The sequence below is a fragment of the Terribacillus sp. FSL K6-0262 genome (genome assembly GCF_037977385.1).
Lineage (GTDB): Bacteria > Bacillota > Bacilli > Bacillales > Amphibacillaceae > Terribacillus.
In genome coordinates this window covers 1,916,103-1,942,063 of the sequence record NZ_CP150277.1, presented here as the reverse complement: position 1 = coordinate 1,942,063, position 25,961 = coordinate 1,916,103, and the positions used below count along the sequence as shown (strand labels likewise).

Genomic DNA, 25,961 nt, shown 5'->3' with positions numbered 1-25,961 from the left:
TTAGAATCTATCATAGTGGAGAGCGGATGGACAACTTAACTTATATCATAGATTAATAGGAACAGCCTCCATTTGCCGGAAGCTGTTCCTATCATTCGATTACCTTAATTGGACCGTTTCTTTCTGCCCCCATACAGCCCAAGCAGCAATACAAACCACAAAGGCGTCAGCAGCAGCGCCGGCCGCGTTTCATCCGCCGACAGCATGATAACGAGGACCCCTGCAAACATCGCCAGCACAGCATAGTTCACAAATGGCGCAAACGGTGCCTTGAACGTTGATTTTGCCTGCAATGCAGGACGGGTTTTCTTATATTTGATATGACAGATAAGAATGATGCTCCAAACCCAAATAAAACAGATGGCACTGATAGTCGTGACAATGCTGAAGGCTTGATCCGGGATGAGTTTGCTTAAGAGCGCCCCCACGGATACAACGATTGCCGACAGCCATAAAGCGTTCGCCGGGACGTGCTTTTTATTCAATTTGGCAAGCTGCGATGGACCTTGTCCTTGCTTGCTCAAGTTGTATAAAGTCCGGCTGGTGGAGAACATGCCGCTGTTCCCGGCAGATGCTGCCGATGTCAATACGACAAAGTTGATGATGCCTGCCGCAAGCGGAATGCCGACCAAGCTGAATGTCTTCACGAATGGGCTTTCTGCTGCATTCAGCTCTGTCCATGGATTTATCATCAATAGAATCAAAAGTGCGCCCACGTAGAAAAATAGGATCCGTAACGGTATCTTATTGATCGCCGAGGGGATATTCTTGGCTGGGTCAGCAGTTTCGGCTGCCGATACACCGATCAATTCCACACCGACATACGCGAAGACGACCATCTGGAAGGCGAGCAGGAAGCCAGGAATCCCATTGGGAAACAGTCCTCCGTGCTCCCATAGATTGGCAACCGAAACGGCTCCTGTATCTGTCTGGAAACCAATCACCAGCAGCACGATGCCAATACCGATCAGGGCCAAGATCGTGATCACCTTGATCAAGGCGAACCAAAATTCCAATTCCCCAAACAGCTTGACCGTAAGTAAATTAAGTCCCAATAAAACGATGACGCAGATAAGTGCAGGTACCCATTGCGGGATATCGAACCAATAATTCACATACACCCCGACAGCAATCACATCCGCCATCGCTGTCATTATCCAGCAAAACCAATACGTCCAGCCCGTCACAAACGATGCCCAAGGTCCAAGATAATCTTCGGCTATGTCCGTGATGGATTGATAGCCTGCCTTTGATAAAAGCAGCTCCCCAAGCGCCCTCATCACAAAAAACAGCGCAATGCCAACAATCAAATATGCAAAGATGATCGATGGGCCAGCCAGCTGGATCGCTTTCCCGGATCCCAGGAATAACCCCGTACCGATCGTACCGCCAATGGCAATCAGCTGTACATGTCTATTTGATAAGTCCCTTTTCAGCCCTTGTTGTGCCAAATCTTACTCCTCCTTCAAAAACCCAATAAAAAAAGAGATCGGAGGTTCTCCAATCTCTTGATCACAAGAATAACAAATACTATTGGTCATGCGCGCGCTGCAAAACACAAATACATATCCGATACTCTTCTGTCCTTTTGCCTGAGATTGTGAACCCTTCGGCGCCGCGCAAATAGCGGTCTCTCCAGAAGCTGCTCCTGCTATAGTGTGATCCATAGCATTCATAGCTTTATTATTAAGTTATTTAGATTTTGCTTGATTACCGTTCATTCTAATGTTTGTTGGATTTTTTGTCAAATCCAGATTGCAGCATGGCACCTCGATCCCCTTGACACCAAGATTCCGCTAAACCCCTAAGATACGTGTACCCTGCGATATTTTATTTGGGACATATAATACCCTGAATCCTTAAAACGTTATGGGGGTGAAGGTATGTCAGTTGGAAGATATCGTTCATTATGCCAAAGATACAGCGGTAAAGCAGTTGAAATCCGATGCCATGATGGCAGAATCCATAGAGGAATCATTCAGCGTGTAGATCAGAACCGAGTATATTTGCAGCCACTTGGCCGCTCCCGGAACCTGGGCGGCTTCGGTTACGGAGGCTGGGGGTATGGCGGCGGCTGGGGATTTGGCTGGGGAGTGGCCTTGGGAGCCATTGCAGGAATAGCCTTGCTTTCCCTATTCTGGATTTGACCATTCAACTAAAGCATGTTTATCTCAGCAGACCAGGATAACGGCATCATAGCCATGGAGAAGTGGGTATGACGAAAAGTCAGGACTTGGTGCACCCTGACTCCATGATCATCGTCCATATCCACTAAGCTCCATGCACCATTAATTCCCGCCGGCAATCACATCCGCTTCGACAGGCAGCAAGTCCTTGCTTGATAGGCTATTTCTCTCCATATACCTTTTCACTACATGATAACCGGCACAATAACCAAGCATCTTCGGATATTTACGATGACCGAATAAAATCGCTTGAAATTCCTGCTCCTCACGTAATAGCCGCCGCTTGGGCAGAATGTAATCCGCCCACATTTTGGCGATTTCCTTATCCGAATAAAAGGATGCCCAGCTTGCAGTCAGCTCCTCCCCCAGTCTTTCCCTGACCGCATTTTCCGCGATCCCCTCCAATACGATCGTATCCAGCAGCGTGTACATCCCTTCCTTTTTGTCAAAGTGATTCAGCCGGCAGACATGATTGTATTCATGCGTAAATATTGCCTTTATTTCCTCTTCCGTGTTTTTCGGGGAGATAAATAAAAAAAGCTTATCACCGAAAGCCAGCCCGGACTTGCCTCCCAATTGTGCTTGGAGCCATTCATTATGCACATCTGATGGAAAGATAAAGATCGGTATATCCGGACCTCCCCATTCCTTCTGCAGGAAAGCCTCGTCCTGCTTCACTATCTCCCACACCTTCTGATCCAGCAGCTGTTCCCCCCGCTTCTTCAGCGGGCGATACATGCCATGCCTGACGAGGTAATCATATATTTCAGAAGCAGAAGCTCCCGGGAAATGTTCTGTCAGCTGCCCGCACATCCCGACTGGATCCTCATAATCATGAAGCAGCCATTCATCTGTCCTGATTACACTCATAGCACTCCTCCTCACAACACCAATTTATTCACGAAGAGCACGTCCTGCTTTTGCATACAGCACAAATCTCCCCTGCGCTCATAGCTTATTACATGGAAAGGCGGGGATTCATTTGCATTACACATACCTCGATTGTTTAGCCCTGTTTGGCGTAGGCGGCGCCCATCCAGGAGGACTGAGACTAACAAAGCAGATCCTGTCCGAGGAAAAAATCAATGAACAAACAGCAATGCTGGAGATCGGCTGCGGTACCGGGCAAACAGCCGCCCATCTCGCACAGCAATACGGCTGCAGCATCAGTGCACTGGACAATAATGGCATCATGGTGGAGAAAGCCCGGCAGCGATTCAACTCCCTCGATTCACCGGTCGATATCAAACTCGGGGACACCGAAAATCTCCCCTATCCGGAAGCGAATTTTGATATCGTCCTTTCCGAATCCGTGCTAGCGTTCACCAATGTCGGCACCACCATTCCAGAGCTCAAAAGAGTCCTGAAACCAAACGGCATCTTACTTGCAATCGAAACCGTACTGGAACAGCCGATTCCAGAAACCGAACGGGATCACATCATGGATTTTTACACCTTCCCGCAATTATGGACCGAAGCCGAATGGCTTACCGTCTTCAAACAGGCTGGTTTCCAACAAATTGACAGCACGACATACCAAGCTTCCTCTGAACAAATCGACGAGCAGCATGCTGCCGATTTCACACTATCGGAAGATATAGATGACGCATTATTAGAGATATTGGAAAAGCACCAGGAGATCACAAAGCAGTATAAAGATATACTAGGCTATCGCATTTTCAGGTGCAGATAAGCAAAAAAGAGATTGGATATCCTCCAATCTCTTCATCATTAAAAAACAATATCTCCCTGGATAGATACAGAACCATCGCTGAATCGATTTCCCTTCCTCCGGATCATCGGAATCAGACATGGGTTCAGAAAAGGGATTCCGGCATTCAATCATGATCGAATGCTATGACTATTTCCGTTCCTTTGCCAAGTTCGCTCCTTACCTCAAAAAGCCGGTGGTGGATATGGTGTAGATGGGAATGGTGATGGAAAGGCTGATCCATGGCAGATTGAAGATGCAATACATACAGCTGCCAATTACTTGGCTGGGAGTAATTATGCTTCCGATCAAAGAGGAGCTATCTATAACTATAACCATGCTAACTGGTATGTCGATAAGGTCCTAAAAAACGCTAACAAATTCAAATCACAAGCGACTTATACCCCTAATAATGGTGGCGATGTACCACAAGTAACCTCTGGTGCCTTTATGAGACCGGTAACAGGTGATATTACTTAAACTTTTGGTCCTCGTTGGGGAACTTATCACAACGGTATAGATATCGGTGGTGGTAGATCTAATGTACAGGTAGTGGCATCTGCAGATGGAGTAGTAGTTAAATCATATCTTTCAAGCTCATACGGAAACACAATTATCATAAGGCACAATATAGAAGGAAAACAGTATGAAACTCTATTTTAGCTTCGAGGAAGGTATCAGCAGGAGCTAATGTCAAAAAAGGTCAATTTATAGGCTACATGGGTAATACTGGGCAATCAACAGGTATGCATCTTCATTTTGAACTACTCTCTCCTGCATGGAATTCTAGCAAGCCTGGTAAATTAGATTCTGCAAAATACGTTCAATTCTAGGAGGGAATTATGAAAAGGAAGCTTGTTTTAGCTTCTATAGGTGCCTGGATGCTTATTATGATAGGGTTGCTTATATTCTTCAGCTTAGATGAAGAAGCAGACAGTATAAACATTGAGCAAGCATCTGCTGACACATTAGAAGATATGCAAACGGTTATGAATCAGGAAGAAGATCTGTATAAATGGGCGGACGAAGAAAAGATTGGGGACGGCGGCCACATTCATTTACACAATGATGAAGTAGCAGAGAAGTATAATTCAGTAGAAGGAGCCATAACGTTCTTGTTTACTGCAGTGAGATTAAAGGATGAGGATCTCTTCATTCAAGAATTTGAACCAGAAAGTCTTTCTAAGGATATATTAAATGGTGGCTCTGTAAATAACAGTGATGTAATCATGGATTTCATCCAGGCTATTTCTAAAGATCAAGAAATAACTGATATAAAATACAATCAAAAAGAAGGAGTCCTGGGTACATATAAGGATGAAGCAGCTGTTAAATTGATATACAGCGATCAATCTGAAACTGACATAAACTTGGCTTTTAAACACTACAGTTCGAATAATCATGGAGATGATCTCTCGACATATCTTATTTCGACAACACCTTCTGAAATAGTATCTCAAATCGAAGAAGGAGGCTGGGACAAAAGTGTTTTAGCCAAATAAAAAACCGAACTATATTGCAAATCTTCATACGAAAATTTGCATAAGTTCGGTTTTTTGATTAGCTATCTATCCCAGCGTAGGGAGAACACGGAGACTCCTACGGGAACAGCGCGAGCTGAAGACCCCGCAGTGGTGGCCTTTCCACGAGGAGGCTAAGGCCGTGCCCGTGGAAAGCGGCGTGTTCTACCGAAGCGGCGCTCAAGAATAAGATTCGGTTTTAAGCACTGAGAAATTAGTTATATCCCAGCCTCCTTTTTCTTAGAAATAATACTTAAACACAAAGAATAGTATTAACGTAATTACGATCTGTGCAGCAATTAAAATAACATACCCTATATTAGACTTTTTCTGCGGATTCTTTTCGTAGTGTTTTACCAAGAGGTACTCGTTAGAAAAACAAGACAAATTGACGAGTAGTAAAAACAAGATAGTTGTGAGCAGAGCATTTTCAGTGTCTGAAAAATTAGTTGAAAATAACATAACTGTTATTATTAAATAAACATAAGAAAAGCTGAATTTCTTGAGTGTAATGGACATATGTGTAGACTCTCCTTATATCGTGTTTGTTAATTCAACTCAATCACATGCAATTGATGCTGCTGTGTATGCTGCCGAAGTAAGTAGTGGAATCAATAGTGCTGCTGGACCTGTTATGCCTAATGCATATGCCGCTGCTGAATAAGATCCTGCATGTATCAATCCTATAATACTAAGTGCATCTCCACAACTTATAGCCATTGTTCCCATTTGACCTGGCTCGTTTGTGTTTAATTCCTTCGCAATACTATCTGCTGTGTTTGAAACAACGTTGTCTCCTTCAGAGATGTAAGTATTAAATTGTTCTACAACTGATTGAAATTCATCATAACTAATGATCTCGCTTCCATTTAAAGCAGATTCTAACTCTTCTGCTTCTGTAATACGCAATTGTTGGTTCCCATTTTCATCAGTGTAAGCCTCTAAGTGTCCAAGTATGGTTCTGCTAAATTCCATTTGTTCCTCAGTTAAACCGTTTGTTTCATTCTTAGAAGCAGCTTGAGCGAATGGAGACCCAGCAATTCCGAATACAAGTACCGCCACTAACAAAGTAAATGTAACTTTTTGCAACATTTTCATACATATTCCTCCTCTTTTTTTGTGTTGCACTTAAGGATTTCTATGTATTTAGTCGAATTCCTTCCCTAAATTTATTTTTTGCTAATTTATTTCCATTTTTTAAACAGTCAATATTTAATGATTCAACTATTACCTTCATGTTAATTCTGGAAAAAGAAGTGCTGTTATTGAATCACTTATTAAAGGCACGAACCTTTCGAACCATTTTTTATTTTTGCAATCTCGATTTTAGCTTTTTTCCAACTTCCAAAGTTTCTTATGAAACTGTAGCTGCTGGGGACTTTGTTATCCCTGGCATAGTCGTTCCAGGTCGTAATAGATGCTGAGCCAAATACTTTATAATGTTTGATACTAATTTCTATAAGATCATTTAGGATGCTTACTATGTCTTCCTTTGTATAGAGGTCCGATCGCTTTCTTAAGGCTGGTAAGTCTAACTTCTCCTTAAGATTATTCCAACTGCGGAATTTATCGATAAATATTTGAGATCGAGGGAGAGAATTTTCGGAAGCAAAATCATCCCATTTTCTTCACGAAGTCAGGTGCTCTTTATTCAACTTTGCTATCTCAAACAGTTTTTTAGATGTATATTTGTTCTCCGTGCCAACCCCACAGGCTTCCTAAAAGGCTTTCCAAGATCCAAATTCATTAATAAGTGTCGAAATTGAAGGTAACTTTTCTTCTTTTGCAGTTACGTTCCAATCTCTTACTGTAGTTACATTAATCTTGTAATCCGTTATTTGCTTAATTAATTCTTTCTTTCGTTCTGAATTCATTAATATCCTTCAATGTTGTTCGAATTTTTGCCTTCCCAGATACTTCTTACAATGCTCTGGTTAGTTATATTTTCGTATCTATTTAATTCATTTTTTAATGTATTGAATTGCTCTTTATCGATGCAATTTCTTAATTTCTTTTTAATCTCAGACATATCGGTAAAAAAATGATTCTGTACAATGCTGACATAACTCTTGTACTGATCATTTGTCGCATAGATAGAGAAAGCATTCAATAAATCAGACATATTACTAGCTTCTATAAAGTATTTAAAACGATATGAATCATATTTTTCTATATCAATATCATCTATCTCAGGATTTGTTTCTATCTCAGCAATGAAAGTATCCGGAATACCTAACACATCCAGGAATTTTATCCTTCTGACTGTGAAATTTGTGTATATTTAAGTGTTTGCAGAAAAGTTTGTTATGTAGGTCTCCGTGTATAGGAACACCAAACGGCCGAGGTAACAGTGCATATAGTTCGTCTGCATCAGTTACTCCTATTAGGAATAACTGGTCATTTAGGGTAGGGATTCGGTTTAAATATTCTCTTGCTTCTTCAGAGTAAATGGCATTATTATCGCCAGTATTACATTTATACGTTAGAAGTTCATCTACAATGCTTTCTTCTTTAACTAACATTTTGTGCTGTGGTCATAAGAATAGCTTTAAGAAGAAGTTTAGAATAAGTAAAGGTGACAGTAGAATAGCTAGCATTGCACTCATTCCATATGTACCCAGCAAAGAGAATAATAGGTCATATAATAAACATATTATCCTCTTTTTATTATAGTATGGTTAAATGGAGAAATCATTGTACCTGGTACGGATGATAAGCCAGACTTTGAGGCAGTTATGTCCCGTTTTCTATCATCTAAATCAGATCTATTGCGTCTTTGATATTCTCTATTATGAGGGGAAAAGCGTCATGCTGAAGCCCTTAATAGAGCGAAAAGAACTGCTGGAGCGAATACTTCCAAGCAACGATTTGTTTGTGTTTGTCCGGTACTTTGAGGGACAAGGTGAGGCGCTATATGAGCTCACTAAAACCCAATCATTAGAGGGAATTGTACTGAAGAAAGCTGATTCCTTCTATAAGCCAGGAACCAGATTACACAACTGGCTAAAAGTAATCAACTATCAATATGAGAATGTCTTCATTACGGGCATACGGAAGAATAAGATTAGCTTGCTGCTGTCCTTCCAGGATGGATTTCCTGCAGGAATGTTGGAGTTCATGAGGCCTGGAGACAAGAAGAGACTTTATGATGAGTATCGGCAGCACGTATCAAAGGAAACAAAAGACTTTATATATCTAAATCCTGGATTTCAAGGAATAGTTAAGTATCGGAACCTAATAGCAAGGGGTATTTACGAATACCTTCCTTTGAAAAATGGATTATCTAATCTCCTTTTAGGGGATTTTTCTATTCATAAGCACAAAAAAGGACTTTACTGTGTTGCTAGAGAGCCCTGTGGCGCATTAATTTTCATTTTTTAAGGTAGTTAACCTTAGTAAGCGTACTGTATGCGCCTGTGTTATTTTGTTTTTTTCTCATCTTGGACACCTTTAATAGGTATCTAAAGCATCACTCACGTATATACTATGTATATACAAAAATGAACAGGAGTGGTATAATGAATACACAAGATTCAAATGAGAAGAACAAAAACGAAGTTAACCAAACAGAGAAGAAAAGCAAAGAGACGAAGGAAAAAGGACTAACACTAGGAGGAACTACAATCATGGCAGGTGCCACAACTGTTCAGAAATGGGGAAACAGTTTAGCAGTAAGAATCCCGAAGGATGTTGCTGAAAAAGTTCATATTGATCAAGGATCTTTAATGGAATTGAGAGTGGAAACTAACGAAGGAACAATCACTTTAGTTCCGAAAAAAGCCCGTAAGAAATATTCATTAGATGAGCTTCTTTCAGGAATCACACCAGAAAATACACATAAAGAAATTGATTTAGGAACAGAGGGGAATGAATTGATTTAATGGAAACACCTGATCGTGGCGATTTAATCGTAATAAACTTCAATCCACAAGCAGGACACGAACAAGCAGGCCGTAGGACGGGAATCGTTCTATCACCTAAGAACTTCAATGACAAAACAGGCTTTGCAGTTGTATGCCCGATAACTAATCAAGAAAAAGGCTATCCATTCGAAGTAGCATTACCTGAAGGTGGATTTCCTGTTCCTTCAGGAAATCCAGTTACGGGTGTTATTTTATCCGATCAAATTAAATCATTAGACTGGAAAGCCAGAAACATTAAAGTTATCGGCCCTGCGCCTGCAGAGGTTGTGGAAGAGTGTCTTGCTAAGGTCGCCACATACTTACAATAAAACCTTCCGAGAAGTTACGGAAGGTTTTTTATTGCATATCAGGATCGGTGCAGCAGTTATTTTTCTATGTAACTATTCAAAGCATGCTGAGTAGACACTTCCTACTAATAGTGCTCTTTTTGTCTCTGGACCTGCCGCTTTTGCCTTAGTGAGTTTAGCAATAGGAAGGGAGTTTGAAAGTATAGCAAGTCCTACTGCAGAAATACATCGTTATTGCCCAATATATGGGAAGATGTTACGGTAACGACATAACATAGTTATTTATGTAAATAAATGGTTTGGAGGGATTTTTTTGAATTTTATTTCCAAATATGCATATATTATCTTTCTGACTTTATTGGCTATATCGATTATTACTAATTTAGTTTCAGAAAATACAATTTTAGAAGATACGATATCTGTAATTGTTCTTTTAATAGCTGCGATAGTTTTATTGATTAAAAGAAATGTAGATAAGAAAGGAAAATAACGTAAAATTTTCTTCGAGCGGCAGCCCTAAAATAGCTCGATAATCACGGACTGTACGGCTATCACCTTCGCGCCGGCTTCTCAATAGTAGCTTTTCATCATGTCAAATTTTTATGTAGTGGATCACTTTTGTTACTGCGTTTTTGGTATAGTTGCCAAATCAATATCACATTTAGTGCAACAGACAGCGAAAGAACCGGATATGTACTAATGAAGTGAACCAGGAAATCTCTTAGTAAGTTAAGATCTTTTCCGAAAATCTCCGGTAGAAAAGCCAAAGCAAGAACTGAAATAAAATTATCGTTGGTATTTTGCATTTTTTTATTGTCTCCTTCTTTAAAAATAATTTGAACACGCTGCAGCGTGGATGTTTCTGCAGAAAGGGGTCTACTTATAGTACCCAGGCCAATCGCCTATCGGGAAGAGGAAGAAGCGTTTCCGGGATACGATATCCTTGAAGTCAATGGTGGTGATTTGTCTGGCTATCGACAACCGAACGTAGTAGTTGACATTGGTTTTGGGGAACGTGTATATTGGGCGTTTACTAACGAATACGGGCAATTGGTACGTGTCTCAATCCTCCCTTTATGCAAGTCGATTATTTCCCTGACTATGGAAAGTCCCAGACCATTCCCGCCAGCATTGCGAGTCCTGGATTCATCAGCCTTATAAAATCACTCGAACATATGCAGGATTGCCTCCTCATCCATTCCTATCCCGGTATCCTTTATTTTTACAATGGCAATGCCATATCCAAAGATGCACGCTGTCTATATCAACTGTTTTCATATTAGTGATCCTCCTGGTTATCAGCAGATTTCATCAGAAGTACTTCCAAGCTCTAAATGGAGTATAGGGGGCCATATGAACTGAATATGAACGGTAAAGCAATTTTCTAAACAGGAACGATTACAGCCAACGCTTCCTTTTATACAAAATAAAAAAGGCTGGATTCCTCCAGCCTTTTGCAACTTGGATGACCAATAGAATATCGAACTGTTCAAGCTTGATATTCTTTGTCGATGATCAGGATCGGTTTGATAGTGGATCCATTAGCAGAATCCTCGAATGCTTGTTGGATATCATCCATTTCATAGAATTTCACCAATTTATCGAATGGGAATTGACCATTTTCATAGAACTTCACCAGTTTCGGAATGATCAATTGCGGTACAGCATCGCCTTCGACGACACCTTTCAATGTGATGGCTTTTGTCATGATTTCATCGGTGACGTTGATCGTCAGGTCACGCTTACCAACCGCAACGGTTGCACATTCCCCTTTGACACGCAGGCAGCGGATCGCAGCCAGTGTCACTTCCGGAACACCTGTTGTTTCCAAGGAGTAATGTGCACCTTTGCCAGTGATTTCTTTGATTTTCTCGGCAGCATCTTCGTTCTTGCTATTGATTGTATGGGTCGCGCCAAGCTCTTTCGCCAATTCCAAACGGCTGTCATGGATATCAACCGCGATGATCGGATGGCAGCCAGCGATTTTCGCCGCCATCATCCCTGCCAGCCCTACAGCTCCGGTACCGAATACGACAAAACTCTTGCCAGCTTCTGGAGCCAGGGCGTTAAAGACGGTACCGCTGCCAGTCATCAGACCGCAGCCAAGCGGGCCCAGCAAACGAAGATCCGCGCTCTTATCCACCTTCACCACGTTCTTCTCATCCACCGTGCTATATGTCGCGAAGGAAGATTGACCGAAGAATTGCGATACTTCTTGATCATCTTCTGTATGAATTGGTGATACACCATATTTGTTTTTACCCGCAAAGTTAAGCTCCATGATGTTCTCACAGCCGCCTGCATTACCTTCCAAGCAGTTATCGCAATGACCGCAATAACTGAATCCAAGTACGACATGATCCCCTGGTTCAACCGTCGTGACATTGCTGCCTACTTTTTCGACGATCCCTGAACCTTCATGCCCCAGTACCGCTGGATATGGTACGGGCAGCGAGCCATCCAGAACCGTTGCATCCGTGTGACAAACACCGGAAGCAATGACCCTTACCAACACTTCATCAGCCTTCGGATCCTCCAGCTGCAGTGTTTGTCTTTTGAAATTGCTTTCTTCCGTAGTCAGCATTGCTTGGATTTCCATCCCAATTCCCCCAGTCATACATTTTTCAATTATATTAAAACGTTTTATAATATAATCAAGCTAAGTATAAAGAATCAGAAAACAGCGTTTCAATCACTAAAAAACTGAAAATGTATGGGTTTTCAACTATGACAATAGTTGTGTATAGTTTTTCAACAAAAAATTTAAAATGTCTAAAATTCATGACTAGCGAATTTAGTGAGGGAATAATATGAAAATAGATCGCCGAATTGAACGGACAAAATCCACGCTCATAGCCGCATTCCAAAAGCTAGTATCCGAGAAAGGCTATTCGAAAGTGAAGGTTAAGGACATCGTCGAGGAAGCCAATTACAACCGCACCACCTTTTATGTCCATTACGATGGCAAAGAGCAATTAGCCAAAGAAATGATCGAGATGGAGATGGAGCATTTTTCTTATGAATTCTTCAAACCCGTTCGCAATAATCCGATACTCGACTTAACGAAGATGAGTCCGGATGAAACCGATGTTTTTCAGTATATGAAGGATAATCGGCATTACTACGACCTGCTTGTGATAGAAGATCGGATACCAGGAATACGCGAGGCCTTATTAAATGTGCTGAAAGATGTATTCCAGAATCGATCTTCCTTCATAGGGGAAAAAGCTTCCGAAATCAATGCCCCATATTTCGCACACTACCGCGCTTATGGCATTTATGGCTGGATACTGGAATGGATCAAAGCCGACTATGATGCGACGCCGTCCGAGATGGCCAGAAGGATCATCAATCTATTGCACTATCACTCTTCCTTGATGAAGGAAACTTCTAAATGAAAAGATAAAAAAGATGCTGCACAAATAAAATTGCACAGCATCCCCTGTTATATTTATCAGAAAAATAATAATATTGAAATTTATATAAATGTGTTATACAATCTGACAAACAGTGAAGGAAGAGGTGGATGATGAAAACTTTAGAACGATTCAGCCAGTTTGTCGGAAGTACCTTTGCGTATTGGGTCATTTTATTTGCGGTGGTCGCCTTCCTGCTGCCGGAAGGCTTCACATGGATCGTCCCTTATATTACCCCGCTGTTGGGTATCATTATGTTTGGAATGGGGCTGACATTGTCCGCAGGTGACTTTAAAGGCGTGGTAAAGCGCCCATTGGAAGTGTTTGCGGTCGTTGCCGGACAGTTCCTGATCATGCCGCTGCTCGCTTTTGCATTGGCTAAAGGTCTTCAGCTATCTCCCGAAGTAGCTGTCGGCGTCATTCTCGTAGGATGCTGCCCAGGCGGGACATCCTCCAATGTCATGACCTTCCTGGCCAAAGGCGATGTGCCATTATCCGTGACTTCCACCGCCGTCACAACCGTCTTGGCGCCGATTGTAACACCTGCACTCATTCTTTTATTTGCCAGCGAATGGATCGAAGTCAGCCCTGTCTCCTTATTTCTTTCGATCGTGAACGTCGTCATCATCCCAATCGTCTTGGGCTTATTGGTGAAACGCTTCTTCAACAAACAGGCAACCGCAAGCGTCAAAGCACTCCCGCTTGTATCCGCCATTGCCATCATCGGCATCGTGGCAGCCGTCGTTTCCAATAGCCAGGAGCAGATCGCACAGACCGGTCTCGCCATCTTCGGCGTCGTCGTCCTCCATAATGCACTTGGCTACCTGCTTGGCTTCGCCTTTGCCAAGCTCCTGCGAATGGATCTGCCAAAAAGCAAGACAGCCGCCATTGAAATCGGCATGCAAAACTCAGGACTGGGCGCACAGCTGGCAACAGCGCATTTCTCCCCGCTGGCCGCTGTACCAAGTGCCATCTTCAGCGTTTGGCATAATATTTCGGGGTCTATTTTGGCTAATGTTTTTGCGAGGATGGGGGTGGAAGAGAAGGAGAAATTTGCTAAAGAACAAATATCTTAGTGAAATAGCGTAGTTCATAGTTAGCCATTCTCATATTCGAGAGATGGCTATTTTTTTGTTAAAGTCATATTTTCTCCAATAAATAATGACAGTAGCCTACAGAATGGGCTATATATTTTATACGCTACCTCCTCCCTCGTCTTCCTTTTCAATTCTTCAGATAAACTTTTGACTAGTTTTTTAATCATCAGCTAATATCCTTCTTCTGATTTACTTTCCTGCGAATGAAGAATAGAAATGATTTCTACTAATTGTATTGATCGCACCTTAAAATAATCAAAATGCCTAACTTGCACTCCCGTTGTTAAACAATGTTAAAATAGATTATGTCAACATGTTAGAGATAAAAAGATTATGAATAGCAACCTATAAGAGCCAATAAGCAATATGAGAAAGGATAGAGCTAAATGCCAAACCCAATAAAACTCACCTCCCTAACCACAAAAGGTGGCTGTGGCTGCAAAATCGGCCCTGCCGATCTTGATCAAGTATTGCGCACCCTCCCTCCTGCTGTAAAAGATCCGAATCTTATCGTTGGTCTTGAAACCGGGGATGACGCTGGTGTGTATAAACTGAATGACACAACGGCGCTGGTGCAGACGGTTGATTTCTTTACGCCGATCGTGGATGATCCTTATGATTTTGGGCAGATTGCGGCGGCGAATGCGATTAGTGATGTGTATGCGATGGGCGGTACGCCGCTTACGGCGCTGAATATTGTGGCGTTCCCGATTGCCAATTTGGATAAGTCGATTCTGGCCGATATTCTGCGGGGTGCCAGTGATAAGCTTCGCGAGGCGAATGTTACCTTGGTCGGCGGTCATTCCATCGATGATCAGGAGCCGAAATTCGGTCTGTCTGTCACTGGTACGGTGCATCCGGATAAAATTCAGACCAATGCCGGTGCCAAGCCTGGGGATCAGCTGATCTTGACGAAGCCGATTGGTGTCGGGATTTATACGACTTCTTTGAAACGGGGCTTATTGGATGAAGGCGAGATTGCCAACGTGACGAAGGTGATGGCAACGTTGAACAAGGTGGCCTCGGAAACGATGCAGAGGTATACCGTACATGCATGCACCGATGTGACTGGTTTCGGATTGCTTGGTCATACGACGGAAATGGCGCGGGAAAGCGGACAAGAGATCGTCCTTTCCTTTAACGATATCCCCGTCCTCCCTCGAGTTCGTGAGCTGGCGGAGACTGGTGCCATTCCTGGCGGTACGAAAAATAACTTTAATCATGTGAAAGGCAATGTCACTTTCTCGGAGGAATTGGATCAAATCGATCAATATATTCTCGCGGATGCGGTGACGTCCGGCGGGCTGCTGATGAGTGTCCCGAAAGCGGAAGCAGATGCGCTGCTGCAGGACCTTCAGGATAACCATATTGCTGCGTCGCGAATCGGCGAGGTCATTTCAGGTAATGCTGGTCATATTCAAGTAAATTAGGAAGAAGTGTAGCGAGTTATGTTCGAGGACATAAAGCCTGACGAATTATATAAACGCAAAGTGCAGCAAAGCCACACGATTGTCGATGTCCGTTCTCCCAAGGAGTTCCAGGAGTCGACCATCCCGGGAAGCATCAATATCCCCGTATTCACGGACGAAGAGCGCAGCGAGGTCGGGACGATTTATAAGCAGGTCGGACCGGAAGCCGCCAAACAAAGAGGACTTGCCATCTTCTCCAAGAAACTTCCTGACTTTATCGCGAGATTCCAACAGATCGATACCCCTGTCACTGTTTTCTGCTGGCGCGGGGGGATGCGCAGTAAAACAGCAGCCACTGTGGTGGATCTGATGGGTGTCCGGAATGTCACGCGCTTGAATGGCGGGATTCGTGCTTATCGGAAGTGGGCTGTCAGTCTTCTGGATGAGATGGACTTTGCTCCTGAACTTATCGTATTGAATGGCGGTACCGGCAATGGGAAAACGATTATATTGGAAAGGCTGCAGGAAGAAGGCTATCCAGTCATCAATCTGGAACAAATGGCCGGTCACCGCGGATCGATTTTCGGTCATATCGGAATGGAGCCGAATAATCAGCGTGCCTTCGATTTCCTGCTGCTTGAGAAAATGCTTGAATATCAGGACGAACCGTTTGTGTTCGCAGAAGGTGAAAGCAAGCGCATCGGCAAGATAACGATCCCTGATAAGTTCTACCAGAAAAAAGAGCGCAGCAGACAGCTTTTCATTGACTTACCGCTGGAAAAGCGCGTCGCACATATCCTGGAAGTCTATCAGCCTGCGAAGCATCCTGAGAGATTCATGGAAGCCTTCAGCCGGATAAAACGACGTATCCATACACCCATCGCCAGGGAAATCGAGCAATGCTTGGAAAGCGGGGAATATGCTGTGGCGGCGGAATTGCTGTTGGTTCACTATTATGATCCGCAGTATAACCATTCCGCTTCCTGTCCGGAAGATCAGCAAACGCATATCCGGGCGGTGAGTGTGGAAGATGCCATCGAAAAAATAAAACTAGACATACAGCAGACCAAAGCGCAGGGATGAATCCTGCGCTTTTATGCCGTATTTCGTGTTACAGTATATCAGTGACTATCGGCAAAATTATTTAATACAGGTGATTGCATTGCTTTATTTTTTATTGATGATGATCATGTGCGCCCTGCTGATTGCGGTTTTTATATGGAAGAAGGTTTATATAAAAACCTCTTCCCTTGCTGCTGTCATGGCACTGGGAATCATCACGCAGGGTGTATTGTCCAATTATTTCAGTACAGGGGAAATCAAAGAATTGGATAAACTCCTAAGTATCCTTACTTTTTCTTTGTGGATTTCTTTTTTATTCTCGCTGTTTCTTGCACTTATACACAATCAGTTCAAAACCAGCCATCTTGCCAATCCGATTAATCGATTTGGTATAGGAACATGGGTTGCGGGGACGTCGATTTGCAGCATTCTATTATACAATCATTTTCCCATGTGGCAGCTGGCGGCCAAGTATATCGCCATCCTAAATATTTTCTTATGGATGGCTTTTATCACATTAAGCCTATTTTCCTTCCGGAATATGTATAGATTGAAGCTGTGGCGGAACGTTCATGGCATCCTGCTTTTGACTACGGTGAGCACACAGTCTCTCATCCTGGAACTTCATACGGTTTTTGAAGGGAAGATTGCCGGTTATGTGAATATTTCCTTCCTGGTGATCGGAATAGCATTTTATCTGGTTTGTGCCGCATTCATCCTCTGCCGCTATATCGGGAATTTCCGGCAGCTCGATATTACATCGGATTGGAATAATACAAACTGTATCCTGCACGGGGCTCTGTCGATCACCGGACTCGCCGGCATTTACGCCAATGTTTACTCCACAGCCGTACTGCTCGCCTTATGGGGCATCACAGCTTCCGTCTTTTTGATGGTGGAGTCGATAGAGGTTTATCGGCTTATCAGACGCATGCAGCGTCTTGGATTCGCAAAGGGAATATTGGTGTATGATGTCTCCCAGTGGAGCCGTTTATTCACGTTTGGCATGTTTTATACATTCACCTTCCAAAGTCATACAGGAGCAGGCTTGTCCTCTCTTCCATCCGCTGTCATCCATATTGGGATTTGGGTCATTCTCTTCCTGCTTCTTATCGAGGTCTTGCTAAGTATGAAGTTCATGCTGGGGAACCTGAGGCTTCCTCCCAAACAAATAAAAGGGGCTGCTAGCTGAGCGCGGCTGCCGGCCACAATTACAAGGCATCAGATATTCCTTCCCAGGGATTATCTGATGCTTATTTATATCTGTCAAAAGGATACCGGACGGGAAAGTGGGAAATAACTGTAACACCGATCAGCGGTGATTACACCCTATTGAACAAAGGATGTGCCTAATTTGGATTTCTTCCATAGCCAAGAAACACTTACATCTGTCGAATGGGCTCTTCGGGCCGTCGTGTCCTTCATCTTTTTATTGTTTGTCGCAAAAGTGCTGGGGCAGCGCTCCATTTCGCAGCTGAGACTGCTTGATTTTGTGATTGCTTTGGTCGTCGGGAATATCATTGCCCACCCTCTTTCGGACGAGGAGCTGGGCCTGAAGGGCTCCATCATTACGACTGCAGTATTGGTGCTCTTATACCTTGGCGGGATTTTCCTTATTTTGAAATGGCCATGGTTCCGGAATTTGATCAATCATCGGCCGATCCCGATCGTCCAGGATGGAGAAATCCTTTATGAAGGGCTGCGCCATGCCCGGATATCGATCGATGTGTTATTGGAGGAGCTGCGCAAGGGGAAGGTGGAGGATGTGAAAAAGGTGGCGTTGGCGCTGTGGAAAGCGGAAGGAAAGATATCGTTCTTTCTCGATCCCAAGTATGAGCCTCTCACACCAGCGGCCATGCAGATTGACGTGCAGCCCTTCGATTTGCCAAGGTCCATCATAAAGGATGGGAGAATCATGTATAAGGAGCTGCATGGAACCCAGAAGGATGAAGCATGGCTCGTGTCCCACTTAAGAAGTAATTATCAGACGGAAGTCGATAATGTCCTGCTGGCAACCATCGATAAGAATGAAAAGCTGCGTGTGTTTTTGTATAAATGATTTCATCGACAGTCAAACAGCCAATTACCGATTCCCATCAGCAATTGGCTGTTTTGATTCATTCTATTCAGCTGACAATTCACTTTCGGTGACCCATTTGTGATTTTGCACTTTTTCTCCGTCTGTTGCCGACGTGTAGTCGACCATATAAACGGTAGTGGGCACTGCCGATTCAATCACTGCTGTCGCACCATCCATTCCATCCATATGATCGGCATCGATGATGACTTCATCTCCCGCCTTATAGGGGGCTTCGCCTGCATCCCCTATCTCTTCCTGGATGATCCATTTATGATGCTTCACTTCTTCGCCGGTATCTGTCCTGGTATATGATATCACGTAAGCCGTTGTGTCATATGCCCCCACAATCGTTGCTTCCGCACCTTCCATGCCTTCCATGTGATCGGCGGATATGATCGCTTTGCTGCCAACCTCATAGGTCGGATGCTCGGCTTCCTGCAATCCTTCAGGAACGGCACCGGAACTGGAATGATGCATGCCTTCCATACTTTCCTCCGAGTGGGAGGCATGGTCCATGTCATCCGTCTCGTTATCATCCCCGCCGCTGCATGCAGCCAACGTCCCTGCAGCCAGAAGCGAGAAGCCTGCCATGATGACTTTTTTTCCTAGCATATGGTCTTTTCCTCCTTAAAGCTTGCTGTTTCCATCAGCAGATACTAATGCATACCAGAAAACAAACTGTAGACCAGGATGACGGCACCAAGATACACAACAGCCGAAATCGCCCAAATCAGAATGCTTCTTTTTTGATTCATATGCAGCCCCTTCTTTCTGCGGTCATGCTTTCAATTTCGTCCTTTGCAGCCTTAATGCATTGAGGACAACCGACACCGAGCTGAATGCCATCGCTGCTCCTGCCAGCCATGGAGCCAGCAGGCCTATGGCTGCGACGGGAACGCCCAGACTGTTGTATGCAAGGGCCCAGAAAAGATTTTGCTTGATATTGGTGATGGTCTTTTTGCTCATATAGATTGCGTCCGCAATGCTTGTCAATTCCCCGCGGATGAGGGTGATATCGGCAGCTTCCATGGCGACATCGGTGCCCGTACCGATCGCCATCCCGATATCGGCTACCGCAAGGGCAGGGGCATCATTTATGCCATCTCCTACCATCGCCACTTTCTTACCTGCCAGCTGCAGTTTTTTCACCTCGTCTGCCTTGCCTTCTGGCAGCACCTCGGCGATGACCTGCTCAATGCCGACCTGCTCGGCGATCGCTTTGGCTGTCTGGGTGTTATCCCCTGTGATCATCACCACATCCAAGCCCATCTCATGCAGCCGGCTGATGGCTTCTTTTGAAGTTTCCTTGATGGTGTCCGCAACGGCAACAATACCGGCATAGTTTCCATCGATGGCTGCCAGCATGGCTGTTTTGCCTTGCTTCTCCAGCTGCTCCATTCCTGCTGACACGCCCTCTGCATGAATGTCATATTTCTGCATGAGTCTGCGTGTGCCAATCAACAGCTGCTTCCCGTCCACGGATGCTTCGATACCGTATCCAGGGATGGCCTCAAATGTTTGCGCGGAACCAAGCTCGATCCCTTTCTCCTGTATGCCTTGGACGATTGCTTCGGCAAGCGGATGTTCCGAATTTCTCTCAGCGGTACCCACAAGCTTCAGGAATTCTGTTTCATCTATACCTTCTGCCAGCACAATATCGGTCAAGGCAGGCTTACCATTTGTGACGGTCCCGGTTTTATCCAGAATGATCGTGTCCAAACGATGCGTGGCTTCCAGATGCTCCCCGCCTTTGAACAGGATGCCGAATTCGGCAGCACGGCCAGAACCGGCCATGATGGAAGTCGGTGTTGCCAGACCGAGCGCACAGGGGCAGGCAATGACCAGTACGGCAATGAATTTCTCCAGCGCCTCGGCGAAATCGCCGGGACTTACGGCAAAATACCAAATAAGGAAGGTTACAAGTGCAATGCCGACGACAATCGGTACAAAAATACCTGAAATAACATCAGCCAGCCGCTGGATCGGCGCTTTGGAACCCTGTGCTTCTTCCACCACCTTGATGATTTGCGCCAAGGCGGTGTCCTTCCCGACCTTTGTTGCTTTTATTTTCAAGAAACCATTTTTATTGATCGTCGACCCGATGACATTGTCCCCGATGGATTTATCGACCGGGATGCTTTCACCCGTCAGCATGGATTCATCAAGTGCCGACTGCCCTTCGACAATCTCGCCATCAACGGGGATCTTTTCACCCGGCTTCACATACACGATATCCGCTTCCAGGACTTCTTCGACCGGGATGATCATTTCCTGTCCGCCACGGAGGACGGTCGCGTTTTTTGCCTGCAGGCCCATCAGCTTCTTGATAGCCTCGGACGAGCGTCCTTTCGCTTTGGCTTCGAATAGTTTACCTAAAATGATCAACGTGATCAGAACGGCACTTGTTTCATAATAAAGCTCCACCATATGCGCATCCGAACCAATGGATGCAAAGCTCAAATACAGCGAATAGAAATAAGCAGCCGAAGTACCCAAAGCAACCAGCACATCCATGTTCGCGCTCTTATTCCTTAACGCCTTATATGCTCCCACATAAAATTGTCTGCCTACGATGAATTGGACAGGCGTCGAAAGGGCGAGCTGCACCCAAGGATCCAGGAACATATCCGGCACCCAGATGAAGGATGTAAAGGTAAAGTGACTGACCATTGCCCATAGCAATGGAAGTGATAAAATCAGGGAAAACAAGAATTTTCCCTGCTGCTTCTCAATCTCTTTCTGACGATGGTCCACTTTCCCGCCCTGTGTATCCTGCTTTTGTTCAAGGGTATAACCAAGTTTCTGTATCGCTTCCTTCATATCAGGAACCGATACCTGATCCGGATAATAGTCCACCATGACGGATTCCAACGCAAAGTTGACCGTCGCTTTATCGACTCCATCCAGCTTATTCAAACGCTTTTCAATCCTATTCGCGCAAGCCGCACAGGTCATGCCGGTGATATCGAAATCAGCCTTATCCGTTGCAATGCCATAACCCAGGGACTGCACTTTTTCCTTGAATTTTGTGATGTCCGTTACATCTGCATCATATTTGATGCTTGTTTTCTCAAGGGCAAGATTGACATTGGCCTCTTCCACACCTTCGACCTTGTTCAGCCCTTTTTCAATCCTTGTGGCACAAGCTGCACATGTCATCCCGGTTATTTGCAGGGTTGCTTCCTTTTGACTCATCTTCTCACTCCCATCCCTTCATACCTCATAGGGGTATATTCTTTTGAAAAAATCAGACCGTGCCCAGGCACGATCCGATGACGGCTATCTATTTAGGATTACTCTACGTCATAACCCTGTTCTTCGATTACATCCTTGATCTCATTCAGTTTTACTGTATTTGGATCGAATGCAACATCCACTTTTGCTTCATCGAGGTTCACTTTGACAGCATCCACACCATCAAGCTGACCGACATTTCCTTCTATGGCATTTACGCAATGTGCGCAAGACATTCCTTGTACGTTAAGAGTGACTTGTTCCATCATAATTCCTCCTTGAATGTATGTTTTTTATCTTCACGATCATATTACCATACCCCTGTAGGGTAATTAAAGTATTTTGTTTCATTTTTATTTTTGTACACAGGGCGCAGGCTGATCCAAAACAGCAAACCGAGAAGGTATCTTCGGCTGTCCCTTTAAATAAGCCTTCTCACCACTTACTGGGATCATTCCCGTTTTCCTCTGAAAAAATGCATCGCCAATTAACATCGCCCTTATGCTGCCATACCCTTGTCAGGTATAAAAAATATACAGCATGAAAGCCAGCATATAACGGCTGGCTGCTATCAGGACGTTTTAGAAAACCTTTTGATTACTTCCATCAATTCCTGGATGGCTTCTTGTCCATCCCCATCCTTTATCGCGTCTGCTACGCAATGGTGGGTATGCTGCTCCAATAAATGAAAGCCGACTTTATTCATCGCTGCGTTGATGGCGGAGATTTGCGTAAGAATATCCACACAATACCGATCATTTTCAATCATGCTTTGGATACCGCGGACCTGGCCCTCTATCCGCTTCAAGCGTTTAATCAGCTGATCCTTATCGTTTGTCGATCTATGGGTGACTTTAATTTCTTCTGCATCATTCATGTAAAACACCTTCTTTCCTAAAGGGGAGTATCTATAACGGAATATCATATTATACGGTACGTGGGTACCATATAATAATAGCACATGGCCGCGGATTAGGAAAATGAATGAGCCGTAACGCGGAACCTGAGACTACACACTGATTGGGAAATTGGATTTTTTAATTTGCATAGAATAAAGCGGCAGATTGGAATCTGCCGCTTTATTCTCAGCTCGGACGAACCAGGATTTTGCATTCGTTCTTATCGCTTATCAGTTTTTCAAATCCATCTTCCACAATATTCTCCAAGGAAATGACACTTGTTATGACGGGCTCGACATTCAATGATCCCTTGGATAGCAAGTCAATTGCTTGAGCGAAGATATTATTGTAGCCGAGAGAGGAATTGATCTTTTTCTCACTGACTACTTGCGCTGTAGGGTGATAATTGATCGGATTTGCGAACACACTGACAATCATGAACTCCCCATTAGGTTTGATGCAATCAAGAGCTTGGTTGAATGTAGCTTCCACACCTGCAGCATCAAAGGATACATCCACGCCGCCATTCGTGTTATCTTTAATGACTTGCACTGCATCTTCCTCGGCAGGGTTGATGACGATATCCGCACCCATTTTCAATGCCAGCTCCCTGCGCTCTTCACTGACTTCAGCCACAAAGATCTTACTTGCCCCTGCTGCTCTCAAGCTTTCCGATAAAAGCAATCCGATCGGTCCCGCACCAAATAGGGCGACGCTATCCCCGATTTTGAATTTGCTTTTTCTGATTGCCTGCAATATGACAGCGAGAGGCTCCACTAATGCTGCAAATTCATAGCTTAGGGTATCAGGCAGCGCATATAGATTCGCTTCCTTCACGACGACATATTCTGCAAATCCTCCATTCTCGTGGATACCATAAGATTTCATATCAGGACATATATTATAGTTTCCTGTTTTGCATGTATCACACTCGCCGCATCCCCAGATCGGTTCAATGGCTACTCGATCTCCAGTCTTGAATCCAGTCACAGCCTCTCCGACTTCGACGATTTCCCCTGTAAACTCATGACCTAAAATCATTTTGTCTTCCGTGACAAAGGTTTTATGTAAGTATTCATGTAAATTGGTACCGCATATACCTGCATATTTCACTTTGACTTTTACAGTCCCTTGTGTGACCTCTGGTTCGGCTATATTTTCAACCTTTACATTTTTCGATCCATAATATACTAAAGATTTCATAGAATCATTCCCCCAATAAATTTTAACTAGTTATCTCCTGGTCCTTCTTAATTCGTGATGTCTTTGATGTATTGGCCGATACCATTACTTTGTTCATCAAGATTTTGGATATCTTCCATGAACTTCACCATGACACGGGATTGCTCTTCCGATGCGGTGGATACCTCACCGATACTCAGCGTCAGGTTCTCCATATTCGTCCGGATTTCCTGTAGCGACTGGCCGATAGTGCCTACCGCTTCCTTTGTGCCGATGGAAAGCTTGCGAATTTCATCCGCCACGACACCGAATCCCCTGCCGGCATCGCCAGAGCGGGCTGCTTCGATGGCTGCGTTCAAGCCAAGCAAGTTCGTCTGTGTCGAAATATCCTCAATCAATTGAACTACTTTACTTATTTCCTGAGAATTCGCATTCGCATGGGATGCTTGACTATTAATATCCGTGCTTGTAGCGGAAAGTTCTTCCGCTTGAGCGGCCACTTGCTGCACTTTTCCTTGGAGACTGCTGACGATGGCACGTAATCCATCCAGCTCCTGGTCTAATATCTCTTCATCCTTCAGTGTTTTGGTGACTTGGAAAACACCGATGATCTCACCCTGTTCATCACGAATGGGGTTGGCAGAGTATTGTATACCGACACCATAACGTTCCTTTGGAATATGCATTTGCACTTTTTCTCCTGCAAGTGCCTGACGCAATATATCATTGTCATCCGTAAAAGCGTAATCTCCGACTTTAACGCTGTAATCCAAGTCTTTGGATTGGGAGGAGAAGAGAAAATGCTCTTTATCGGTGACAACGACCGCACAATTTTCCCCTAGGTTTTTCTTGATCTCAGGTGCTAGTTTGACCAGCGCTTGTAATGTTAGATGCATTTTCAACCCCTCTATTCCTGGTTAGTTACTTTCTTCATCGTTTCGATGATCTGTTTGCTCTTTTCATCCAAGGCTTGAATATCATCCATGAATTCGACCATGATGACAGACTGCCCCTCGGATGAAGCAGAGACTTCATTGATGCTGAGTGTCAGATTTTCAATGCTGGATTGTATTTCTGTAAGGGATTTTCCGATGGTTTGGACCGCTTCCTTTGTATTGTCGGAAAGCTTGCGGATTTCATCTGCCACCACACCAAAGCCTTTTCCTGCTTCACCAGAACGAGCTGCTTCAATGGCGGCATTCAATCCCAGAAGATTTGTCTGTGTGGATATTTGCTCGATTAATTGAACGACATCACCTATTTGGCGGGAGTTATGCTTTGCACTGTTTGCTTGACCGTTGATGTCATTGCTGGTGGCGGAAAGCTCTTCTGCCTGGGCAGCTACATGCTGTACCTTGCCTTGCAATGCGTCGATTACCTCATGCAGCCGGGTCAGTTCTTTATCCAGCTTTTCCTGATGCTCCAAAGTCCGGGATAAAGACAACAGTCCTGCAATTTCGTTCGTTTCCAAATCACGAATCGGCGTTATGGACGTCATGACTGGTACACCGAATACTTCTGGATCTTCTGTTTTAGAAATGATGTATTCACCTTTGATTGCTCGCAAATAAGCATCATGTTCATCCAGTCTTGATTTTCCTACTTGAACGTCCAGCTTCAAAAGCGTCGATGGGGCAAAGTATACAAACTTCTCTGTGTCCATTACACCTATCGCGGCTGTCGGACCCAATGTGTCTTTTAAAATCGGGGCGATATTGACTACTGCTTGTAATGTAGAATTCATAAAACGGGCTCCTCCGCACATGGTTTCCCCTTATATCGGTAAAAAGGACTAGAAATTGAACGTTTCATGCAAAAAAAGTCTGTTTTTAGTCCTATTTGTATAGATGATACCCAGAATCCGATCAAATTTAATGGCTGAAAACTAGATGGATGGATCAAACATTATCGGATCGAAAAATTAGAACCTCAAAAAAGTGTCCTATACCCATTCG

Annotated in this window: 27 protein-coding genes and 1 riboswitch; of the genes, 15 read left to right on the top strand and 12 right to left on the bottom strand. The window is 44.1% G+C overall.

Going from position 1 to position 25,961, the window contains the following annotated elements; translation table 11 throughout:
- Nucleotides 1-104: 104 nt before the first annotated feature.
- Nucleotides 105-1,451, bottom strand: coding sequence for an amino acid permease (locus MHI54_RS10115; RefSeq protein WP_095216172.1), 1,347 nt, complete (start codon nucleotides 1,449-1,451; stop codon nucleotides 105-107).
- A 119-nt stretch (nucleotides 1,452-1,570) separates the two neighbouring features.
- Nucleotides 1,571-1,649: riboswitch (glycine riboswitch) on the bottom strand.
- A gap of 234 nt (nucleotides 1,650-1,883) precedes the next feature.
- On the opposite strand from MHI54_RS10115, the gene MHI54_RS10110 reads away from it, so the two are divergent.
- Nucleotides 1,884-2,147, top strand: coding sequence for a hypothetical protein (locus MHI54_RS10110; protein WP_095216171.1), 264 nt, complete (start codon nucleotides 1,884-1,886; stop codon nucleotides 2,145-2,147).
- 141 nt (nucleotides 2,148-2,288) lie between these two features.
- Here MHI54_RS10110 and MHI54_RS10105 read toward each other — a convergent pair whose 3' ends face one another.
- Complete coding sequence (locus tag MHI54_RS10105) at nucleotides 2,289-3,056, bottom strand: DUF2268 domain-containing protein (RefSeq protein ID WP_095216170.1); 768 nt, start codon at nucleotides 3,054-3,056, stop codon at nucleotides 2,289-2,291.
- Between the two features lie 112 nt (nucleotides 3,057-3,168).
- Here MHI54_RS10105 and MHI54_RS10100 point away from each other — a divergent pair, with 112 nt between their 5' ends.
- From MHI54_RS10100 to MHI54_RS10080, 5 genes are all read left to right on the top strand, one after another.
- Complete coding sequence (locus MHI54_RS10100) at nucleotides 3,169-3,879, top strand: class I SAM-dependent methyltransferase (RefSeq protein ID WP_095216169.1); 711 nt, start codon at nucleotides 3,169-3,171, stop codon at nucleotides 3,877-3,879.
- A 267-nt stretch (nucleotides 3,880-4,146) separates the two neighbouring features.
- Entirely contained in the window at nucleotides 4,147-4,377 is a 231-nt protein-coding gene (locus MHI54_RS10095) for a hypothetical protein (protein WP_095216168.1), read from the top strand.
- A 72-nt stretch (nucleotides 4,378-4,449) separates the two neighbouring features.
- Entirely contained in the window at nucleotides 4,450-4,560 is a 111-nt protein-coding gene (locus MHI54_RS10090; protein WP_340081410.1) for a hypothetical protein, read from the top strand.
- A complete protein-coding gene (locus tag MHI54_RS10085) occupies nucleotides 4,554-4,730 on the top strand; it encodes a M23 family metallopeptidase (RefSeq protein ID WP_340082943.1) in 177 nt (58 codons plus the stop codon). The genes MHI54_RS10090 and MHI54_RS10085 overlap by 7 nt, the downstream gene beginning before the upstream one ends.
- A gap of 9 nt (nucleotides 4,731-4,739) precedes the next feature.
- On the top strand, nucleotides 4,740-5,399 hold the full coding sequence (locus MHI54_RS10080; RefSeq protein ID WP_340081409.1) for a hypothetical protein: 660 nt from the start codon (nucleotides 4,740-4,742) through the stop codon (nucleotides 5,397-5,399).
- 576 nt (nucleotides 5,400-5,975) lie between these two features.
- On the opposite strand, the gene MHI54_RS10075 is transcribed toward MHI54_RS10080, so the two are convergent.
- Together MHI54_RS10075 and MHI54_RS10070 are read right to left on the bottom strand one after the other, a co-directional pair.
- The gene (locus MHI54_RS10075) at nucleotides 5,976-6,515 is read right to left on the bottom strand and encodes a hypothetical protein (protein ID WP_095216163.1); all 540 of its coding nucleotides are present in this window, start codon (nucleotides 6,513-6,515) and stop codon (nucleotides 5,976-5,978) included.
- Between the two features lie 775 nt (nucleotides 6,516-7,290).
- Nucleotides 7,291-7,656, bottom strand: a complete 366-nt coding sequence (locus MHI54_RS10070) for a hypothetical protein (RefSeq protein WP_095216162.1) — start codon at nucleotides 7,654-7,656, stop codon at nucleotides 7,291-7,293.
- A 569-nt stretch (nucleotides 7,657-8,225) separates the two neighbouring features.
- On the opposite strand from MHI54_RS10070, the gene MHI54_RS10065 reads away from it, so the two are divergent.
- From MHI54_RS10065 to MHI54_RS10055, 3 genes are all read left to right on the top strand, one after another.
- A complete protein-coding gene (locus tag MHI54_RS10065) occupies nucleotides 8,226-8,798 on the top strand; it encodes a hypothetical protein (protein ID WP_233135042.1) in 573 nt (190 codons plus the stop codon).
- A gap of 245 nt (nucleotides 8,799-9,043) precedes the next feature.
- A complete protein-coding gene (locus MHI54_RS10060; protein WP_095216166.1) occupies nucleotides 9,044-9,298 on the top strand; it encodes an AbrB/MazE/SpoVT family DNA-binding domain-containing protein in 255 nt (84 codons plus the stop codon).
- Nucleotides 9,298-9,648 (top strand): type II toxin-antitoxin system PemK/MazF family toxin, encoded by a 351-nt coding sequence (locus tag MHI54_RS10055; RefSeq protein ID WP_340081408.1) that lies wholly within the window; start codon nucleotides 9,298-9,300, stop codon nucleotides 9,646-9,648. The genes MHI54_RS10060 and MHI54_RS10055 overlap by 1 nt, the downstream gene beginning before the upstream one ends.
- A gap of 1,468 nt (nucleotides 9,649-11,116) precedes the next feature.
- Here the strand turns inward: MHI54_RS10055 and MHI54_RS10050 are convergent.
- On the bottom strand, nucleotides 11,117-12,226 hold the full coding sequence (locus tag MHI54_RS10050) for an NAD(P)-dependent alcohol dehydrogenase (protein WP_095216157.1): 1,110 nt from the start codon (nucleotides 12,224-12,226) through the stop codon (nucleotides 11,117-11,119).
- Nucleotides 12,227-12,437: 211 nt separating this feature from the next.
- Here MHI54_RS10050 and MHI54_RS10045 point away from each other — a divergent pair, with 211 nt between their 5' ends.
- The 6 genes from MHI54_RS10045 to MHI54_RS10020 all read left to right on the top strand — a co-directional run bounded on the left by MHI54_RS10045 (nucleotide 12,438) and on the right by MHI54_RS10020 (nucleotide 18,670).
- Nucleotides 12,438-13,025, top strand: a complete 588-nt coding sequence (locus tag MHI54_RS10045) for a TetR/AcrR family transcriptional regulator (RefSeq protein WP_095216156.1) — start codon at nucleotides 12,438-12,440, stop codon at nucleotides 13,023-13,025.
- Between the two features lie 131 nt (nucleotides 13,026-13,156).
- Nucleotides 13,157-14,119, top strand: a complete 963-nt coding sequence (locus tag MHI54_RS10040; protein ID WP_340082942.1) for a bile acid:sodium symporter family protein — start codon at nucleotides 13,157-13,159, stop codon at nucleotides 14,117-14,119.
- Nucleotides 14,120-14,526: 407 nt separating this feature from the next.
- Nucleotides 14,527-15,570: a selenide, water dikinase SelD gene (gene selD / locus MHI54_RS10035; RefSeq protein WP_095216155.1), complete on the top strand. Its 1,044-nt coding sequence runs from the start codon at nucleotides 14,527-14,529 to the stop codon at nucleotides 15,568-15,570.
- Between the two features lie 18 nt (nucleotides 15,571-15,588).
- Nucleotides 15,589-16,632, top strand: coding sequence for a tRNA 2-selenouridine(34) synthase MnmH (gene mnmH / locus MHI54_RS10030; protein WP_340081407.1), 1,044 nt, complete (start codon nucleotides 15,589-15,591; stop codon nucleotides 16,630-16,632).
- Nucleotides 16,633-16,711: 79 nt separating this feature from the next.
- Nucleotides 16,712-17,803 (top strand): hypothetical protein, encoded by a 1,092-nt coding sequence (locus tag MHI54_RS10025; protein ID WP_340081406.1) that lies wholly within the window; start codon nucleotides 16,712-16,714, stop codon nucleotides 17,801-17,803.
- Nucleotides 17,804-17,965: 162 nt separating this feature from the next.
- Nucleotides 17,966-18,670: a YetF domain-containing protein gene (locus MHI54_RS10020; RefSeq protein ID WP_340081405.1), complete on the top strand. Its 705-nt coding sequence runs from the start codon at nucleotides 17,966-17,968 to the stop codon at nucleotides 18,668-18,670.
- 63 nt (nucleotides 18,671-18,733) lie between these two features.
- Here MHI54_RS10020 and MHI54_RS10015 read toward each other — a convergent pair whose 3' ends face one another.
- From MHI54_RS10015 to MHI54_RS09985, 7 genes are all read right to left on the bottom strand, one after another.
- Nucleotides 18,734-19,303: a YdhK family protein gene (locus tag MHI54_RS10015; RefSeq protein ID WP_340081404.1), complete on the bottom strand. Its 570-nt coding sequence runs from the start codon at nucleotides 19,301-19,303 to the stop codon at nucleotides 18,734-18,736.
- A 165-nt stretch (nucleotides 19,304-19,468) separates the two neighbouring features.
- Nucleotides 19,469-21,886 (bottom strand): heavy metal translocating P-type ATPase, encoded by a 2,418-nt coding sequence (locus MHI54_RS10010; protein ID WP_340081403.1) that lies wholly within the window; start codon nucleotides 21,884-21,886, stop codon nucleotides 19,469-19,471.
- A 98-nt stretch (nucleotides 21,887-21,984) separates the two neighbouring features.
- The gene (gene copZ, locus MHI54_RS10005) at nucleotides 21,985-22,191 is read right to left on the bottom strand and encodes a copper chaperone CopZ (RefSeq protein ID WP_095216150.1); all 207 of its coding nucleotides are present in this window, start codon (nucleotides 22,189-22,191) and stop codon (nucleotides 21,985-21,987) included.
- Nucleotides 22,192-22,496: 305 nt separating this feature from the next.
- Nucleotides 22,497-22,802, bottom strand: a complete 306-nt coding sequence (locus tag MHI54_RS10000) for a metal-sensing transcriptional repressor (RefSeq protein WP_340081402.1) — start codon at nucleotides 22,800-22,802, stop codon at nucleotides 22,497-22,499.
- 208 nt (nucleotides 22,803-23,010) lie between these two features.
- Nucleotides 23,011-24,027 carry a 2,3-butanediol dehydrogenase gene (locus MHI54_RS09995; protein WP_340081400.1) on the bottom strand — a complete coding sequence of 339 codons (1,017 nt, stop codon included), beginning with the start codon at nucleotides 24,025-24,027 and terminating at the stop codon, nucleotides 23,011-23,013.
- 47 nt (nucleotides 24,028-24,074) lie between these two features.
- The gene (locus MHI54_RS09990) at nucleotides 24,075-24,902 is read right to left on the bottom strand and encodes a methyl-accepting chemotaxis protein (protein WP_095216147.1); all 828 of its coding nucleotides are present in this window, start codon (nucleotides 24,900-24,902) and stop codon (nucleotides 24,075-24,077) included.
- Nucleotides 24,903-24,913: 11 nt separating this feature from the next.
- Complete coding sequence (locus MHI54_RS09985) at nucleotides 24,914-25,750, bottom strand: methyl-accepting chemotaxis protein (RefSeq protein ID WP_340081399.1); 837 nt, start codon at nucleotides 25,748-25,750, stop codon at nucleotides 24,914-24,916.
- Nucleotides 25,751-25,961: the final 211 nt, after the last annotated feature.

Bases quoted from the DNA above. Each gene is read 5' to 3' on its own strand.
- MHI54_RS10110 (WP_095216171.1), top strand. From the start codon at position 1,884: ATGTCAGTTGGAAGATATCGTTCATTATGCCAAAGATACAGCGGTAAA.
- MHI54_RS10105 (WP_095216170.1), bottom strand. From the start codon at position 3,056: ATGAGTGTAATCAGGACAGATGAATGGCTGCTTCATGATTATGAGGAT.
- MHI54_RS10080 (WP_340081409.1), top strand. From the start codon at position 4,740: ATGAAAAGGAAGCTTGTTTTAGCTTCTATAGGTGCCTGGATGCTTATT.
- MHI54_RS10075 (WP_095216163.1), bottom strand. From the start codon at position 6,515: ATGAAAATGTTGCAAAAAGTTACATTTACTTTGTTAGTGGCGGTACTT.
- MHI54_RS10065 (WP_233135042.1), top strand. From the start codon at position 8,226: ATGCTGAAGCCCTTAATAGAGCGAAAAGAACTGCTGGAGCGAATACTT.
- MHI54_RS10060 (WP_095216166.1), top strand. From the start codon at position 9,044: ATGGCAGGTGCCACAACTGTTCAGAAATGGGGAAACAGTTTAGCAGTA.
- MHI54_RS10055 (WP_340081408.1), top strand. From the start codon at position 9,298: ATGGAAACACCTGATCGTGGCGATTTAATCGTAATAAACTTCAATCCA.
- MHI54_RS10050 (WP_095216157.1), bottom strand. From the start codon at position 12,226: ATGGAAATCCAAGCAATGCTGACTACGGAAGAAAGCAATTTCAAAAGA.
- MHI54_RS10045 (WP_095216156.1), top strand. From the start codon at position 12,438: ATGAAAATAGATCGCCGAATTGAACGGACAAAATCCACGCTCATAGCC.
- MHI54_RS10040 (WP_340082942.1), top strand. From the start codon at position 13,157: ATGAAAACTTTAGAACGATTCAGCCAGTTTGTCGGAAGTACCTTTGCG.
- selD (WP_095216155.1), top strand. From the start codon at position 14,527: ATGCCAAACCCAATAAAACTCACCTCCCTAACCACAAAAGGTGGCTGT.
- mnmH (WP_340081407.1), top strand. From the start codon at position 15,589: ATGTTCGAGGACATAAAGCCTGACGAATTATATAAACGCAAAGTGCAG.
- MHI54_RS10015 (WP_340081404.1), bottom strand. From the start codon at position 19,303: ATGCTAGGAAAAAAAGTCATCATGGCAGGCTTCTCGCTTCTGGCTGCA.
- MHI54_RS10010 (WP_340081403.1), bottom strand. From the start codon at position 21,886: ATGAGTCAAAAGGAAGCAACCCTGCAAATAACCGGGATGACATGTGCA.
- copZ (WP_095216150.1), bottom strand. From the start codon at position 22,191: ATGGAACAAGTCACTCTTAACGTACAAGGAATGTCTTGCGCACATTGC.
- MHI54_RS10000 (WP_340081402.1), bottom strand. From the start codon at position 22,802: ATGAATGATGCAGAAGAAATTAAAGTCACCCATAGATCGACAAACGAT.
- MHI54_RS09995 (WP_340081400.1), bottom strand. From the start codon at position 24,027: ATGAAATCTTTAGTATATTATGGATCGAAAAATGTAAAGGTTGAAAAT.
- MHI54_RS09990 (WP_095216147.1), bottom strand. From the start codon at position 24,902: ATGCATCTAACATTACAAGCGCTGGTCAAACTAGCACCTGAGATCAAG.
- MHI54_RS09985 (WP_340081399.1), bottom strand. From the start codon at position 25,750: ATGAATTCTACATTACAAGCAGTAGTCAATATCGCCCCGATTTTAAAA.